The organism is Desulfarculus baarsii DSM 2075 (assembly GCF_000143965.1).
Classification (GTDB): Bacteria; Desulfobacterota; Desulfarculia; order Desulfarculales; family Desulfarculaceae; genus Desulfarculus; species Desulfarculus baarsii.
Genome location: NC_014365.1, coordinates 1427986 through 1443086, shown reverse-complemented (window position 1 = coordinate 1443086; position 15101 = coordinate 1427986). Strand labels below are relative to the sequence as shown.

Annotated in this window: 12 protein-coding genes; 6 read left to right on the top strand and 6 right to left on the bottom strand. The window is 66.5% G+C overall.

Going from position 1 to position 15101, the window contains the following annotated elements:
* The first annotated feature begins 62 nt into the window (after positions 1–62).
* The 4 genes from DEBA_RS06425 to DEBA_RS06410 all read left to right on the top strand — a co-directional run bounded on the left by DEBA_RS06425 (position 63) and on the right by DEBA_RS06410 (position 3735).
* A complete protein-coding gene (locus tag DEBA_RS06425; RefSeq protein WP_013258109.1) occupies positions 63–839 on the top strand; it encodes an MBL fold metallo-hydrolase in 777 nt (258 codons plus the stop codon).
* A gap of 124 nt (positions 840–963) precedes the next feature.
* On the top strand, positions 964–1929 hold the full coding sequence (gene meaB / locus DEBA_RS06420) for a methylmalonyl Co-A mutase-associated GTPase MeaB (RefSeq protein WP_013258108.1): 966 nt from the start codon (positions 964–966) through the stop codon (positions 1927–1929).
* 25 nt (positions 1930–1954) lie between these two features.
* Positions 1955–2506, top strand: coding sequence for a helix-turn-helix domain-containing protein (locus DEBA_RS06415; RefSeq protein WP_013258107.1), 552 nt, complete (start codon positions 1955–1957; stop codon positions 2504–2506).
* A 71-nt stretch (positions 2507–2577) separates the two neighbouring features.
* A complete protein-coding gene (locus DEBA_RS06410; protein ID WP_013258106.1) occupies positions 2578–3735 on the top strand; it encodes an acyl-CoA dehydrogenase in 1158 nt (385 codons plus the stop codon).
* Between the two features lie 86 nt (positions 3736–3821).
* Here the strand turns inward: DEBA_RS06410 and lptG are convergent, their stop codons facing one another.
* Together lptG and lptF are read right to left on the bottom strand one after the other, a co-directional pair.
* Positions 3822–4901: an LPS export ABC transporter permease LptG gene (gene lptG / locus DEBA_RS06405; protein WP_013258105.1), complete on the bottom strand. Its 1080-nt coding sequence runs from the start codon at positions 4899–4901 to the stop codon at positions 3822–3824.
* Positions 4902–6095 (bottom strand): LPS export ABC transporter permease LptF, encoded by a 1194-nt coding sequence (gene lptF, locus DEBA_RS06400; protein ID WP_013258104.1) that lies wholly within the window; start codon positions 6093–6095, stop codon positions 4902–4904. It lies immediately after the preceding gene.
* Positions 6096–6140: 45 nt separating this feature from the next.
* On the opposite strand from lptF, the gene DEBA_RS06395 reads away from it, so the two are divergent.
* A complete protein-coding gene (locus DEBA_RS06395) occupies positions 6141–7178 on the top strand; it encodes a deoxyguanosinetriphosphate triphosphohydrolase (RefSeq protein WP_013258103.1) in 1038 nt (345 codons plus the stop codon).
* 13 nt (positions 7179–7191) lie between these two features.
* Here the strand turns inward: DEBA_RS06395 and rpoD are convergent, their stop codons facing one another.
* From rpoD to DEBA_RS06375, 4 genes are all read right to left on the bottom strand, one after another.
* On the bottom strand, positions 7192–8964 hold the full coding sequence (rpoD, locus tag DEBA_RS06390; RefSeq protein ID WP_013258102.1) for an RNA polymerase sigma factor RpoD: 1773 nt from the start codon (positions 8962–8964) through the stop codon (positions 7192–7194).
* Positions 8965–8997: 33 nt separating this feature from the next.
* Positions 8998–10758, bottom strand: coding sequence for a DNA primase (gene dnaG / locus DEBA_RS06385; RefSeq protein WP_013258101.1), 1761 nt, complete (start codon positions 10756–10758; stop codon positions 8998–9000).
* 6 nt (positions 10759–10764) lie between these two features.
* A complete protein-coding gene (locus DEBA_RS06380) occupies positions 10765–13200 on the bottom strand; it encodes an endonuclease MutS2 (protein ID WP_013258100.1) in 2436 nt (811 codons plus the stop codon).
* An 85-nt stretch (positions 13201–13285) separates the two neighbouring features.
* Positions 13286–13735 (bottom strand): GatB/YqeY domain-containing protein, encoded by a 450-nt coding sequence (locus DEBA_RS06375; RefSeq protein ID WP_013258099.1) that lies wholly within the window; start codon positions 13733–13735, stop codon positions 13286–13288.
* 221 nt (positions 13736–13956) lie between these two features.
* Between DEBA_RS06375 and DEBA_RS06370 the strand changes: the two genes are divergently transcribed.
* Positions 13957–15096: an acetoin utilization protein AcuC gene (locus DEBA_RS06370; RefSeq protein ID WP_013258098.1), complete on the top strand. Its 1140-nt coding sequence runs from the start codon at positions 13957–13959 to the stop codon at positions 15094–15096.
* Positions 15097–15101 lie beyond the last annotated feature (5 nt).

Genomic DNA, 15101 nt, shown 5'->3' with positions numbered 1-15101 from the left:
GCCGCGCCGGGCCGCTTGCGCCGGGCGGCCCGGCGTCTTTCTTTGATCGGCGTGGGGGGAAAATGCAACTTACCTGGTGGGGCGCGGCCGCCGTTTGCCTGCAATGCGGCGATGACGTGTTTTGGTTCGACCCTTTTCTGGCCCGCGCGCCCCGGGCCAAGCCCGGCCCACGGCCCCTACCCGTCGAACAAGACCGCGCCACGGCCATTTTCCTGACCCACGGCCATTTCGACCACGCCCTGGGCGTGGCCGGCTTGGCCAACCGCTGGCGCGCGCCGGTCTTTTGCCACGCCGTGGCCGGACGCACGCTCATGCGCGACGGCCTGGACCCGGCGCTGTTGCGCCCGATCGATCACGACGGCTGGCGCGAAAGCATCGGCCCATTGAGCGTCCTCAGCCACCACAGCGGACACGTGCGTTTCGACGCGGCCCTGGTGCTGCGCACGCTGCCGCGCATCCTGCCTGGGCTCACGGCCCTGGGCCGACTGATGGCGGCCTATCCCCAGGGCCAGGCGCTGTGCTATCGCCTGGATGTCGAGGGCAAAAGCGTCGTGCTGTTTGGCAGTGCCGGCGCGGGGCCGGGCCTGTTGGCCGAGTTGGCCCGCCAGCCCGTGGACCTGCTGCTCATGCCCCTGCAGGGCCACAGCCGCATCTGCCAGATCGGCCTGGAATACGTGGCGGCCCTGCGTCCCAGGGCGGTCATGGCCATCCACCACGACGACTTCCACCCGCCCATGTCCATGGCCGTGGACATCGGCCCCTTTGTCGCCGGGCTCAGGCGAGGCTTTCCCCACGTACGGCCAATCGAGGCCCAAGTGGGCCAGGCGGTGGCCCCGTGAACGCCGATCAGCGGAAAACCTTGATCATTGCCGACGGCAAATATACAATCGGATACCCTCGCGTCCGGGCCGAGGCGGCTTCGGCCAGGCCCGCGCCGCGTTCAACCTCGGGCGGAAAGCCATCATGGACCCAAGGCAATTAGCTGAAGCCATCCTGAGCGGCCAGATCAGGCCGGCGGCCCGCTTGATGCGCCTGCTGGACGACGGCGAGCCGCAAGCCCTCGAAGCGCTCAAACTCCTGCACGGCCACACCGGCCGAGCTCGGGTCATCGGCGTGACCGGCTCACCCGGCGTGGGCAAGTCCACCCTCACCGACGCGCTCATCGCCCAGTTTCGCCAGCGGGGCCTGGGCGTGGGCGTGGTGGCCGTCGACCCCACCAGCCCCTTTTCCGGCGGGGCCATTTTGGGCGACCGGGTGCGCATGCAGCGTCACGCCACCGACGAGGGCGTTTTCATCCGCTCGCTGGCCACCCGCGGCCACTTCGGCGGTTTGACCGCCTCGACCCAGGGCGTGGTCAAGATCATGGACGCCATGGGCAAGGACGTGGTCATCGTCGAGACCGTGGGCGTGGGCCAAGACGAAGTGGACGTGGTCGGCCTGGCCGACACCACGCTGGTGGTCACCGTACCCGGCCTGGGCGACGACATCCAGGCCATCAAGGCCGGCATCCTGGAGACGGCCGACGTCTTCGTGGTCAACAAGATCGACCGCGAAGGCGCGCGGCGGGCCATCGCCGAGCTGCAAGGCATGCTGGAGTTGGCCGGCGGCCGCGAAGACCGCTTTGGTTGGACCGTGCCGGTGGTGGGCGTCTGCGCGGTGGATGGCCGCGGCCTGGAAGAGATGCTCGCCGCCCTGGACGAGCACTGGGCCCACCAAAACGCCGACCCCCGGCGATTGGCCAGCCGTCGCCGCCAGCGGACGCGCATGGAGCTTCTGGACCTGGTGCAGACCCAGATCATGTCCCGGCTGACCAAGGTCATGGACCAGGGTCGGGGCCTGGACGATCTGGTCGAGCGCATCAGCCAGGGCCAGGCCGACCCATATTCGGCCTGTGATGATATAATAAGCCGATTTTTAACCGAATCGTAACCTTATCGCCAAGCGAGGAGAGACCATGGCCCGCACCGTCAAGCGCAAATCCCTGGGCCAACGCCTGCGCCGCCTGCGCGAAGAGCGCGGCATGAGCCTGGAGACCCTGGCCAACGAGACCGGCCAGGCCAGGGATTATCTGGAAAAAATCGAAAAGGACGAGGCCATCCCGCCGGTGGCCGTGCTCTTGACCCTGGGCCGCGCCCTGGAGGTGGACTCGGGCGAACTGCTCAAGGACGACGAGACCGCCGAGGCCGCCGAACGCCGGGCCCAGGCCGTGCGCACCCGCACCGACCACTATTCCTACCGCGTGCTGACCCCCGAGGCCCTGCATAAGCACCTCAAGGGCTTCCGCGTGGTCATCGAGCCGGCCTCCGACCTGGACGGCCCCGGCTATCAGCACGAAGGCGAGGAGTTCGTCTACGTGCTCGCGGGCGAGGTGCGCATCACCGTGGGCAACAACGTCAACGACTTGAAGCCCGGCGACAGCCTGCATTTCAACTCGGGGGTCATCCACACCCTGCGCAACACCGGCGACCAGACCTGCGAGCTGATCGTGGTGCTCTACACCCCCTAACCGGCCGGACGACGCGCCGCGCGGGCCGTTTCGACGCGGCCCAGTTCCAAACAACAAGTGGGGGAAAAACCATGGCGCTTGCTTTCATTAACGAAGAACAACGCATGATCCAGACCATGGCCCGGGATTTCGCCCGGGAGGTCTTGCTGCCCGGCGCCGGTCAACGCGACCGCGAGGGGCGCTTTCCGGCCGACATGCTGGCCCGGATGGCCGAACTGGGCTTTTTGGGCATGATGGTTCCCGAGGAGTACGGCGGGGCCGGCGTGGACGCGGTGAGCTACGTCCTGGCCCTGGCCGAGATCGCCTATGGCTGCGCCTCCACGGCCGTGGTCATGAGCGTGCATAATTCGATCTGTTGCGAGGCCATGGTCAAGTTCGGCTCGGAGGAGCAAAAGCGTCAGTGGTTGCCGCCGATGTGCGACGGACGGGTCATCGGCGCCTTCGGCCTGACCGAGCCCGGCGCCGGCTCAGACCCCAGCGGCCAGATCACCACCGCCGTGCGCGACGGCGATTACTGGGTGCTCAGCGGCGTCAAGCAGTTTATCACCACCGGCTCCAACGCCGGGCTGACCATCGTCACCGCCTACACCGACAAATCCAAAAAGCACCGCGGCGTCAGCGCCTTCCTGGTGCCCAAGGGCTCGCCGGGCCTCGTCGTGGGCAAGGCCGAGGACAAGCTGGGTCTCAAGGCCTCCGACACCGTGCAACTCATCCTCGAGGACTGCCGCGTGCCGGCGGCCAACATGCTCGGCCGCGAGGGCGAGGGCTTCCGCGTGGCCATGACCTGCCTGGACGCCGGGCGCATCGGCATCGCCGCCCAGTCGCTGGGCGTGGCCCGGGCTTGTCTGGATGAAGCCGTGACCTTCATCGACAGCCGCGAACAGTTCGGCCGGGCCATCAGCCAGTTTCAGGGCGTGCGCTGGCGCATCGCCGACATGGCCACCGAGATCGAGGCGGCCGAGCTTTTGTGCGTCAACGCCGCCCTGCTCAAGGCCCAGGGCCAACGCTTCACCGCCGAGGCCTCCATGGCCAAGCTCTTCGCCAGCGAGATGGTCAATCGCATCACCTCCCAGTGCCTCCAGTTGCACGGCGGCTACGGATTCTGCAAGGAATACGACATCGAGCGCCACTTCCGCGACGCCAGGGTCTTCACCATCTACGAGGGGACCAGCGAAATCCAGCGGGTGGTGATCAGCAACCACGTGCTGGGCCCACAGCGCGTGCGCTGACAAATGGCCAGTCGGGTTGGGCGTGGGGCCGGGTGGCCGGAAACGCGAGGCCCGGCGCGGCTGGTTGGGCGTGGGGCTAGCGGCGGCTATTGGCGGACGCTGGTGATCATGCCCACCCCGGCCAGGGCGAACATGGCGTTGGGCAACCAGGCGGCCATCATCGGCGGCAACACGCCGCCATAACCGAAGATCGAACGGGCGTAGCCAAAGCTGATCCAATAAACCAGCGCGACGAGCATGCCCACCACGATGCCTGGGGCCAGGGCCCGCCCCCGCTCGCGAAAAAGCGCCAGTGGTATGCCGATCAGGGCCATGATCACGCAGATGAAGGGATAGCTGATCTTGCAGTGCATGTCGACCTGATAGCGCCTGGTGTCGTAGCCTTCGGCGTCGACCTTGCCCACGTGGTCGGACAGCTCGGCCAAGCCCATCTCCTCGCTGGGTTTGGAAAGGCGACTGAAGTCCTCGGGCCGCTCGGGCAGATTTTTCTCCAGTTCGTCGAAGACCACCGCCGAATAGCCGCCCTGGGGCAGGCGCTGCTGGTGCAGGCCCAGAAAAAACAGCCACTTTCCGCCGATATAGGTCGCCCGGCGCGCGTCGATGCGCTCGGCCAGATTGAAGTGGTCGTCAAAACGATAATAAACGACATTGGAAAGCACCTGACCCAGCGGATCGAACAGGCCGATGTGGTAGATCGAGCCGTTGCCCTTGAACCAGAATTTTTCGTGGGAATAGGCGCTGCTGGGCCGCTTTTCGACCATGACGTTCCAGATGTGGTTGGTGCGGGCCTTGGTGCCGGGCAGGGCCATCTCGTTGATCAGGGCCGTGGACAGGGTGATGGTCAGGGCCAAAAGCACGATGGGCAGGGTGAAGCGCATGACGCTGACGCCCGAGGACTTGATGGCGATGGTCTCGCCACGCTTGGACATCAGGCCCAAGGCGATGATCGTGCCCAAAAGAACGGCCAATGGCGATAATAGCGAAATGATTTCTGGAACTTGCAGCAGAAAATACATCAGCATCGTCGAAGCCGGCACCAAGGCCTCGTGAAAGTTATCCACCTTTTCGATAAAGTCGAACAAGGTGAACAGCGAGACGAAAGCCACCAGCAAGAAGCCGAAAACCTTGAGGAATTCTCCGGCGACATATAAACCGAGGATGCGCATTTATCGCTCCGCCCCTCGGTCGGCCAGCTTGGCGCCAAGCAGGCGTTGGATGATCACCGGCAAGCCGCCCAACACGTCGAGGATGGCCAGCGGCTTTTCCTTGACCTCGCGGCGGAACAGTTCGACGGCCAAGGCGCCCAGCAACAGGTTGGGCGCCCACATGCCCACGATCGGCGGGTAATCGCCGGTTTTGCCAAAGGACCACGCCGCCGAAAGCATCAGGTAATACCCCAGAAACACGACCAAGGCGATGGCCACGCCCCACGAACGCCCGCCCCGCGAATGCATGCCCAGCGGCAGGCCGATCAGGGCCATGACCAGGCAGGCAAAGGGCACCGAAAACTTTTTGTGCATTTCCATTTCGATCAGATAATGCTGCATGCTGTCGGCGGGCAGTTTGTCCATTTCGGCGAGCAGTTCGCCGAAGTACATTTCCTTTTCGTGTTTGGTCGTGCGCTGATGGGCGGCGGACAGAGTGCTGGCGTCGACGGCGATGTCGTAGGTGACAAAGGCGGCGGTCTGGGCCGAACGCAGGTTTTGGCCCACCGAATGGATCGTGCCGTCGTAGAGGCGCAGGATCAGCCGATCGTTGTTCGCCGGAAAGATCTTGCCCCTCTTGGCCACGATGGTGTGATGCCGGCCTTTTTCGCGCTCATCGACGATGAACAGGTCGGTCATCTGGCCCTGACCGGGCAAGCGGCTGATATATATGACCATGCCCGGAAAGGTGTCCATGAACACCCGTTCCTTCAGGGCCAGGTCGGTCTGGGCCTTGGCTACCTGAAAAACCAGATTTTCGAACCTGTGATTGCCCCAGGGCAGGCCCCAAAAGGCCAGGGCCGAGGTGACCAGCCAGGCGCAGATGGCCAAGACGGCCACCGGCGGCAAAAAAGCGTAGGGACTGACGCCGGCGGCCTTGAGGGCCACCACCTCCATGTCGCCCGACATGCGCAGAAACGCCAGCAGCACGCCCAACAGCGTGGCCATGGGGATGGTGAAGACAAAAAAATACGGCAAAGTGTAGAGCAATAGCCGCCCGACCACGTCTAGACCAACCCCGCGGGAGACCACCAAATCGGTCAGTTCCATGATCTTGGCTATCAGGAGCATGAAAGTGAAGACCCCGAGGCTGATAAAAAAGGGGCCTATCATCTCGCGCAGCAGGTAGCGATGTATTATCCTTGGCCGGAACATGCCGAAGTCTAGAGCGTTCGGCCGATTTTGTAAAGGACTAACCCCATGACCCTGCGCGAGGAACTGGAGCGGCGGGAGGAGGCGATCCTCTCGCCTTTCGCGGCCCGATCGGCGGCCAGCAAGGGCCGCGCGCGGCCCGAGCCGCCGTGCGCCATGCGGCCGGCTTTTCAGCACGACCGCGATCGCATCCTGTATTCAAAGGCCTTCCGCCGCCTCAAGCACAAGACCCAGGTCTTCCTGGCCCCCACCGGCGATCACTATCGCACCCGCCTGACCCACACCCTGGAGGTGGCCCAGATCGCCCGGACCATGGCCCGCGCCCTGGCCCTCAACGAAGACCTCACCGAGGCCGTGGCCCTGGGCCACGACCTGGGCCACACGCCCTTTGGCCACGCCGGCGAGGCCCAACTCAACCAGCTCCTGCCCGGCGGCTTTCGCCACTACGAGCAGTCGCTACGCGTGGTGGACCTGCTGGAAAAAGACGGCCGTGGCCTCAACCTGACCCATGAAGTGCGCATGGGCATTTTGCATCACTCCAAGGGCAAGGGCGGCTTTTTATGCTGCCAGGGCGACGACGAACTGACCCTGGAGGCCAGGCTGGTGCGCTGCGCCGACGTGATGGCCTACGTGGCCCACGACACCGACGACGCCATCCGCGGCGGCGTCATCGACGCCCAGGAGCTGCCGCCCGCGGTGGTGCGGACATTGGGCCGCAAGTTGGGCGACCAGATCGACACCATGGTCCGCGACCTTGTCGGCCAGACCAGGGCCGCCGGCGGGGCCAATCCATGCATGAGCCCGGCGGTGGAAGAGGCCATCTGGCGCCTGCGCGAGTTCCTCTACGCCAGGGTCTACGACAACATGGAAGTGCATCACGACTTCATCAAGGCCTCGAAGATCATCCGCGAATTGTGGGAGCGCCTGAGCGAGGACGACGAGCAGTACCAGCGCCACGTGGGGGCGCTGCCCCCGGCCGATCAGCGGGCCAGGCGCACGGCCGATTACGTGGCCGGCATGAGCGACCACTACGCCCTGCGCATCTACGAAAAGATATTTTTGCCCCGGCCCTGGGCGGTGATGTAGGGCCGTCCGCGCCCTAGTTTTCGATGAAGGCCTTGAGCTTCTTGGCCCGGCTGGGGTGGCGCAGCTTGCGCAGGGCCTTGGCCTCGATCTGGCGGATGCGTTCGCGGGTGACGTCGAAGTCGCGGCCGACCTCCTCCAGAGTGTGATCGCTCTTTTGGCCGATGCCAAAGCGCATGCGCAGGACTTTTTCCTCGCGGGGGGTCAGGGTGGCCAAGACCTTGCGGGTCTGCTCGCAGAGGTTGAGGCTGATCACCGCGTCGGCCGGGTTGATGACCTTCTTGTCCTCGATGAAATCGCCGAGATGGGAATCTTCCTCTTCGCCGATGGGCGTCTCCAGGCTGATGGGCTCCTTGGCGATTTTGAGCACCTTGCGCACTTTTTCCAGCGGGAAGTCCATCTTTTCGGCGATCTCCTCGGGGGTGGGCTCGCGGCCGAACTCCTGGACCAGATAGCGGCTGGTGCGGATGAGCTTGTTGATGGTTTCGATCATGTGCACGGGGATGCGGATGGTGCGGGCCTGGTCGGCGATGGCTCTGGTGATGGCCTGGCGAATCCACCAAGTGGCGTAGGTGGAAAACTTGTAGCCCCGCTGATACTCGAACTTGTCCACGGCCTTCATCAGGCCGATGTTGCCTTCCTGGATCAGGTCCAGGAACTGCAGGCCCCGGTTGGTGTATTTCTTGGCGATGGAGACCACCAGGCGCAGGTTGGCCTCGACCAGCTCCTGCTTGGCGTCCTGAGCCAGGGTCTGGCCCTTGCCCACGCGGTCGAGGATCTTGCGCAGGCTGGGCGCGCCCATTTTGCACTCCATCTCCACCTCGCGGATGCGGCCGCGGGCCACGCGCAGGCTCTCGTCGACGGCCAAAAGGCGCTGGCCGTCACAACGGCATTTGGCCATATCCTCGTCGCAGGCGCAGTTGGCGCGCACTTTTTTGGCCAATTTGCCGATATCGCCCTTGGGCAGGCCGGTCTCCATCATCGCCGAGGTGATCACGCCCTCGCAATGATCGATGGTGCGCAGGCGCACGCGGATGATCTCGCCCAGCTGGTCGACCTGGCGTTTGTCGAGCTTGACCTGGGCCAATTCCTCGGCGATCTGGCGGCGGTTTTTGGTCATTTCGTCGCGCAGGCGTTTGCGCTTTTCGGCGTCCAGGTCGGGGTCGCGGTGTTGCAGGCGCTCGTAGGTGGCGGTGTTGCGCTCGTCGAGGCCGCGCACTTTTTCGATCAGGGCCAGGAACTCGGCCTTGCGCGTCTCCTGTTGGACGAACGACTCCTCGTCGTCGATGTCGCAGACCACGTCGCGGATGCGCAGCTCGTCGTTTTCCAGCCGGCGGCCCAGTTCAAGAATCTCGGCCACGCACAGCGAGCACTCCAGCAGGGCGTCGATGCACTGGCGCTCGCCCTTTTCGATGCGCTTGGCTATCTCCACCTCGCCCTCGCGGGTCAAAAGCGAAACCTGGCCCATCTCGCGCAGATACATCTTGACCGGGTCGCTGACGCGGCCCTCGTCGCCGGGGATCTCGGCCTCGTCCTCGGCCGCTTCCACCACTTCGTCCTCGGCTTCGTCCTCGAAAGAAGAATCCTGCGCCTTGACCTTGAGGCTACCCTCGTCGTCGACGAGCTGGATGCCCATCTCGTCGAGCACCATCAACATGTCGTCCATGCGATCCGAGGTCACTTCCTCGTCCAAGGCGTCGTTTATCTCCTCGTAGGTCAAAAATCCCTTGGAGCGACCCTTGGAAATCAGCATCTGGATGTCGGCGAGAGTTTTTTCTTCCTTGAGCATGCCTTAGCCCTTTTCAGTCGAGAGGGGAAGGTGTCAATCCACTAGCCTCTGTCGCTGGGCCAGCAGGTGGTCGACCCGCTGGGCGTCGCCGGCCCTTTCGGCCTCGGCGATGGCCTGGGCCAGCAACGCGCGCTCCTGACGCAGGCGGCGGCGGCGCAGGCCCTGGGCCATGAGTTGGGCCTGTCGTCCGGCGTCGACGCCGTCCAGGCACAAGCCACGGCTGGCCAGGCCGCTGACCATGGCCTGCAAACGCGGGTCTTCCAGTTGCTGGATCACCGCCGCCGGATCGGGGCTTCCGGTGCGGTCCAAAACGTTGGCCACGGCCCGGCCGATCTTGGCCAAGAGCGGGTCGCGCAGCGACTCCAGGATGCCGCAACCCACCAAGTGACGGGCGGCCTCCGCCGAACACAGGGCCATCTCCAGGATGGCTCGCTCGTCGCGTTGGCCCTCTGGCGCGGGGGCGCAACGCGCCGGCGCCGGCCTGGAAGGCGGACCACCCGGCACGGGCAGGCCCAAGCTGGCGGCCACCACCCGTGGCGGCAAAGCCAGGCGCCGGGCCAGGTCTTCCAGATAACCCCAGGCCGCCACGGGATCGCCCATGGCCTTGATCAGCTCGCCGGCCTGGGCCACGATGGCGCTTTTGCCCTCTGGGCTCTTGGCGTCGCCGGCCCGCACGATCTGTTCGATCGTCGCCTCGGCCAGGGGCCTGGCCCGCTCCAGGGCCTCATCCAGGGGCCCCGCGCCCTGGGCCCGCAAAAACGAGTCGGGATCCTCGCCACCGGGCAACAGATGCACCAGCGGATGGACGCCCTCGCCCAGAAAGACATCCAGCGAGCGGCGAGCGGCCTTGCGGCCGGCCTCGTCGCCGTCGAAGACCAAAATCACCCTCGGGGCCGCCCGGGCCAGCAGGCGGGCCTGCTGGGCGGTCAGGGCCGTGCCCATGGGGGCCACGGTCTCCTCGAAGCCGAAAGCTGCCATGGTGATCACGTCGAAGTAGCCCTCGACGACCACGGCGCGGCCCTTCCTGTGCATGTGCTGGCGGGCGCGGTCGAAGTTGTAGAGCGCGCCCGACTTGAAAAACAGCGGCGACTCCGGGCCGTTGAGGTATTTGGGCTCGCCCTGGCCCAGCACCCGGCCGCCGAAGCTGACCACCCGGCCCCTGTCGTCCCTGATCGGGAAAACCACCCGGCCCCTGAAGCGGTCGTAGGAGCCGCCGCTTTCGCGGGGGGCCAGCAGCCCCGCCCGCAGGGCCAAGTCCTCGCTCACGCCTCGGCCCAACAGATGCCTCCGCAGGCCGTCCCACGAATCAAGGGCGTAGCCCAGGCCGAATTCGTCGATGGTCCGACGGTCGAGGCCTCGTTTTTCCCGCAGATAGCGCCGCGCCTCCGCGCCGGCCGGCCCGTGCAGTTGCTCCACGAAAAACTTACCGGCAACTTCCAGCACCCGCAACAACTTCTCTTTTTCGTCGCTGGCCCGGCGAGCGCTTTCGTCCATGTCCGGCTCGGGGATGATTATCCCCAGGCCCTGGGCCAACTCGCGCACGGCCTCCGGGAAGCTAAGGCCCTGATCTTTCATCACAAAGCCAAAAACGTTGCCGCCCTCGCCGCAGCCGAAGCAGTGCCAGGTGCCCCGCTCGCGGTTGACCACCAGGCTGGGATCCTTGTCGCCGTGAAAGGGGCAGACGCCCTTGAACGTCCGCCCGGCCTGGCGCAGCATCACCCGCCGGCCGACCACCTCGACGATATCGGCCATCTGCCGCACCTGATCGATGACGTCGTCGGGGATGCGCGCCACGGCGGCCTACTCCCGCAGCTCGGCCACGGTGACGCCGGCCCCGCCCTGACGCGGTTCGGCCTGGCGCACCCCGGCCACGAAGGGATGCCCCCGCAAAAACTCGCGCACCGCCGCGCGCAGCCGGCCAGTGCCCACCCCATGCACCACGCACAGCCTGCTTCGGCCAGCCACCACGGCCTGGTCCACGGCTTTGTCCACCTTGTCGAGGGCCTCCTCGACCCGCAGGCCCACCAGGTTCAGATCCAGCCCGCTGGCCGCCTGCACCTGCACGCTCACGCCAGGCTTGGGGCGATTGTCCTCGCGCGCGCCGCCCAGTGGTTCGAGTTGGTTGACCGGGATCATCACCCGCACGCCGCTGACGCCCACCGAGACAGCCACCGTTTCGGCGCCGGGCCGCGCGTCCTCCAGCAGCACGCCCTTTTGATCGAGGGCGATGGCCCGCACCGCCGCGCCGGCCTTGAGGGCGGCAAAGGCGTCGACGGGCGCTTGAGGCGCATCGGCCTTGGGTGGGGCCGTCACCCGCTCCACCTCTTCCAACGCCTCGCGCCGCGCCTGATAAACCTCTTGTTTGAGCTTGCCCGGCTTGACCGGCTGATCGGCGGCCTTGGCCTGCTCGGCCTGGCCCAGCAGCTCTTCCAGGCGTTTTTCCAGCCTGGCGGCCACCTCGCGCACGCGGCGTTTGCCTTCGGCCAGGGCCCCGGCCTTTTGCTCGCGGGCCTGGCGCAACAAAAGGCGGGCCTTTTGGCGCTCCTCCTCGGCGGCCAGGCGCTCCCGGCCGGCCTTGGCGCGCTCCTCGGCGGCCTGCTGGCGGATGCTCTCGGCCTCTTGCAGCAAGGCCACGGTCTGGCGCTCGCCGGAATCCAGATTGGCCTCGGCCCGGGCCAGCACCTCGGGCGGAAAGCCCAAACGCCGGCTGACGGCCAGGGCGTCGCTGAAGCCCGGCGCGCCATAATGCAGTTGATAAGTCGGCACGCCGGTGGCTTGGTTGAACGAAACCGAAGCGTTTTCGGTCCATTCGGCGGCGGCGGCGTAGGCCTTGAGCCGATGAAAATGGGTGGTGACCATGGCCAGCGCGCCCTTTTGGCGCAGCCAGTCCAGCACGGCCATGCCCAGGGCCGCGCCCTCGCCGGGGTCGGTGGCCGCGCCCAGTTCGTCGATCAGGCACAGCGAACCGCGGCCGGCCAGCCTGGTCATCCAGGCCAGGCGCGTGGCGTGGGCGCTGAAGGTCGAAAGCTCGCGGTCGATATCCTGGTCGTCGCCGATCTCGGCCATCACCTGGCGAAAAATCGGCAGCCGGCTGCCGGCCTCCACGGGCGCGCGCAGGCCGCACATGACCATCAGCGTGATCAGCCCAGCCGTCTTGAGGGCCACGGTCTTGCCGCCGGCGTTGGCCCCGCTGATGATCAGCGTGCGGCAAGCGCCGCCCAGGCTCAGGCCCACCGGCGCGACCCGCCCTCGGCCCTGGGCCTGCCGCCAGGCCAGCAGCGGATGCCGGGCCTTGAGCAGCTCCAGTTCGTCGCCGGCGTGCAGGCGGGGTTCGGCGCAGTCCAACCGCCGGCAGAACACGGCCTGGGCCAGCAGGCAGTCCAGCTTGGCCAAGGCGTCCTGGGCCTCGTGCAGGGCGCCCAGGTTGAAGGATATCTCCAGGGCCGTCTCGCGCAGCACGCGCAGCTCTTCCTCGTGCTCCTGGCGGCGCAGCAGGGCCAGGCGATTGTTGCCCTCCACCGCCTCCAGCGGCTCGACGAAACAGGTGGCCCCCGTGCCCGAGGCGTCGTGGATGATGCCGCTCAGGCGCGATTTCATCTCGACCTTGACCGGCACCACGAAGCGGTCGGCCCGCTGGGTGACGATCTGGTCGGAAAACACGCCGCCGAGGCCGCTCTGGCTGAACAGGGCGTTGAGCTGGCCGCGCAGGCTGTCGCGGGCCCGGCCCATCTCGCGGCGGACGCGGGCCAGCTCCGGCGAGGCGCTGGAGGCCACCGAACCGCCCGGCCCGATCACCGAGCGGATGCGCTTGGCCAGGTCGGGCATGGGCATGAAGGAGTTGCGCAGGCGAAATAGCTCGTCGAAAAGGCTCTCGCTGGGGTCGAGAAAGGCGGCGGCGCTGGAGACCGAGCTAAGAAACTGGGCCACACGCTCCAATTCGGGGCAGGTGAGGAAAGCGCCCTCGGCCCCCAGCCGGGCCAAGAGCGGCCCCACGTCGGCCAGGCCATCGAGGCTTGGCGGGCCTGATTGATCAAGCAGATCACACAGTTGGCTTAGGCGGCGCAGACGCCGCGCCACCGTGGGCAAATCATTGCACGGCCGCAAACGCCGCGCGCGCGTCGCGCCCAAGGGGCTCTGGGTCAGGCCGGCGACGATAGCCAGCAACTCGGGCAGCTCCAGGGCGGCCATGGTTTGCTCGTCGCAGCACAAGCCCCGCGCGGCCTCGTCGGCGCGCAAGTCCGCTTGGCCGGTCCAACCCGGCCCATTGTCTAGATGGGAATCAGCCGTGGCGTCGATGATGACCAGCCTCTTCTTATAATGATCAGGAAGCCTGCATGCGCTGGCGGACAAGCTGGTTGACCAGCTTGCCGTCGGCGGCCCCGGCCAGCCTGGCCATGACCGCCTTCATGACATTGCCCATGTCCTTGGGCCCCTGCGGCCGCAGCTCGGCAAACACCTGGTCCAGCACGGACTCCAGCTCGGCCTGGCCCATCTGGGCCGGCAGATAGCCCTCGATGATGGCCAGTTCGCTCAGTTCGCGCTGGGCCAACTCGGGCCGCCCGCCGGCCTGGAACTGCTCGGCCGCTTCCTTGCGCTGCTTGGCCAAGCCCTTGAGCACCTGAATTTCTTCTTGTTCTTCCAGCGGTCGACGCAGATCCTTGGCCTTGCCGGCCAGGGCGGCCCGCGCCATCCGCAGACAGGATACGGTCAGATCGTCGCGCCGCTTGAGGGCGGCTTTCAAATCGGCCTCGATTTGGGAGCCCCGCGCCATGGTTCCTCCCCACCGATCAAAAGACGTGAATCCGGGCTGGCTTTGCTAGTCTGGTCAGAATGTACCAGCGGCCCCAAGGCCTGTCAAACCGCTATTGGCCGCCTTGGGGTGGACAAAACCTACCCGATGGTATATTTTCAGCTTTTATCGCGCGGCCGGCCCCGGCGCGAGGACTTTTCTCGCCTGGGCCGGCCGCTCACGACCAACGGGGACGACTACGCATGATCGGGCCAAATCTGGGAGCGGCTTACGTTTATTCCGACGAGTTCGCGCGGTTCGACTTCGGCCCCGGCCACCCTTTGCGCGTCCAGCGCCTGGCCCTGGCCCATCAGCTCATCACCGACTGCGGCCTGGACGCCCCGGCCCTGCCCGCTTTCCCCGCCAGCGACGATCAGATGGCCACGTTCCACGACCGCCGCTACCTCGACACCCTGCGCGAGCTGAGCGAAAGCCCCGTGCCGCCGCCGTTCGCCATGTTCGGCCTGGGCGGCAAGGACAACCCCGTCTTTCCCGGCGTCTACGAGTGGGCCGCCCTTTCGGCCGGGGCCAGCCTGGCCGCCGCCGAGCTGTTGCTGGCCGGCCGGCCGGCGGTCTTTTCCATGGCCGGCGGCATGCATCACGCCATGGCCGCCAGGGCCTCGGGCTTCTGTTACGTCAACGACATCAACCTGGCCATCATGCGCCTGCTGGCCCAGGGCCGCCGCGTGGTCTACATCGATCTGGACGCCCACCACGGCGACGGCGTGCAGTGGGCCTTCTACGGCTCCGACAAAGTCTTGTGCATCAGCCTGCACCAAAATCCCGAGACCCTTTTCCCCGGTTCGGGCGTCTTGGAGGAGATCGGCCGCGGCCAGGGCGTGGGCTTCAACGTCAACATCCCCCTGTGGCCCCACACCGACGACGACCTCTACGTGCGCGCCTTCGAGGAGCTGGTGCCGCCGCTGGTGGAGGCCTTCCGGCCCGACTGCGTAGTCAGCCAGACCGGCGTGGACAGCCTCATGGGCGATCCCCTGGCCAATCTCAACCTGACCACCCAGGGCCTGGGCCGCTGCCTGCTGGATCTGCGCCAGATGGCTCAAGGCCGCTGGTTGGCCCTGGGCGGCGGCGGCTACGACCTGGCCAACGTGGCCCGAGGCTGGGCCCTGGCCTGGGCCATCATCAGCGGCCAGGAAGACAAGCTGCCCGAGGAGATGCCCAAGAATTTCGTCCAGGCCCACAAGCTGGGGCGCGATCGGCGCATGCTGCTGGACCCGCCCGGCGCGCTGCGCGGCCGCTATTGGCCACGGGCCGCCGAGGAGGCCAAGTCCTCGATCAAATTCGTGCGCGAAAAGGTCTTTCCCCTGCTGGGCGCCAAGGGCTGAGCGCC

What these genes read in the sequence shown, in the direction of transcription:
- DEBA_RS06425 (WP_013258109.1), top strand. Translation starts at nt 63, where the DNA reads ATGCAACTTACCTGGTGGGGCGCGGCCGCCGTTTGCCTGCAATGCGGC.
- meaB (WP_013258108.1), top strand. Translation starts at nt 964, where the DNA reads ATGGACCCAAGGCAATTAGCTGAAGCCATCCTGAGCGGCCAGATCAGG.
- DEBA_RS06415 (WP_013258107.1), top strand. Translation starts at nt 1,955, where the DNA reads ATGGCCCGCACCGTCAAGCGCAAATCCCTGGGCCAACGCCTGCGCCGC.
- DEBA_RS06410 (WP_013258106.1), top strand. Translation starts at nt 2,578, where the DNA reads ATGGCGCTTGCTTTCATTAACGAAGAACAACGCATGATCCAGACCATG.
- lptG (WP_013258105.1), bottom strand. Translation starts at nt 4,901, where the DNA reads ATGCGCATCCTCGGTTTATATGTCGCCGGAGAATTCCTCAAGGTTTTC.
- lptF (WP_013258104.1), bottom strand. Translation starts at nt 6,095, where the DNA reads ATGTTCCGGCCAAGGATAATACATCGCTACCTGCTGCGCGAGATGATA.
- DEBA_RS06395 (WP_013258103.1), top strand. Translation starts at nt 6,141, where the DNA reads ATGACCCTGCGCGAGGAACTGGAGCGGCGGGAGGAGGCGATCCTCTCG.
- rpoD (WP_013258102.1), bottom strand. Translation starts at nt 8,964, where the DNA reads ATGCTCAAGGAAGAAAAAACTCTCGCCGACATCCAGATGCTGATTTCC.
- DEBA_RS06375 (WP_013258099.1), bottom strand. Translation starts at nt 13,735, where the DNA reads ATGGCGCGGGGCTCCCAAATCGAGGCCGATTTGAAAGCCGCCCTCAAG.
- DEBA_RS06370 (WP_013258098.1), top strand. Translation starts at nt 13,957, where the DNA reads ATGATCGGGCCAAATCTGGGAGCGGCTTACGTTTATTCCGACGAGTTC.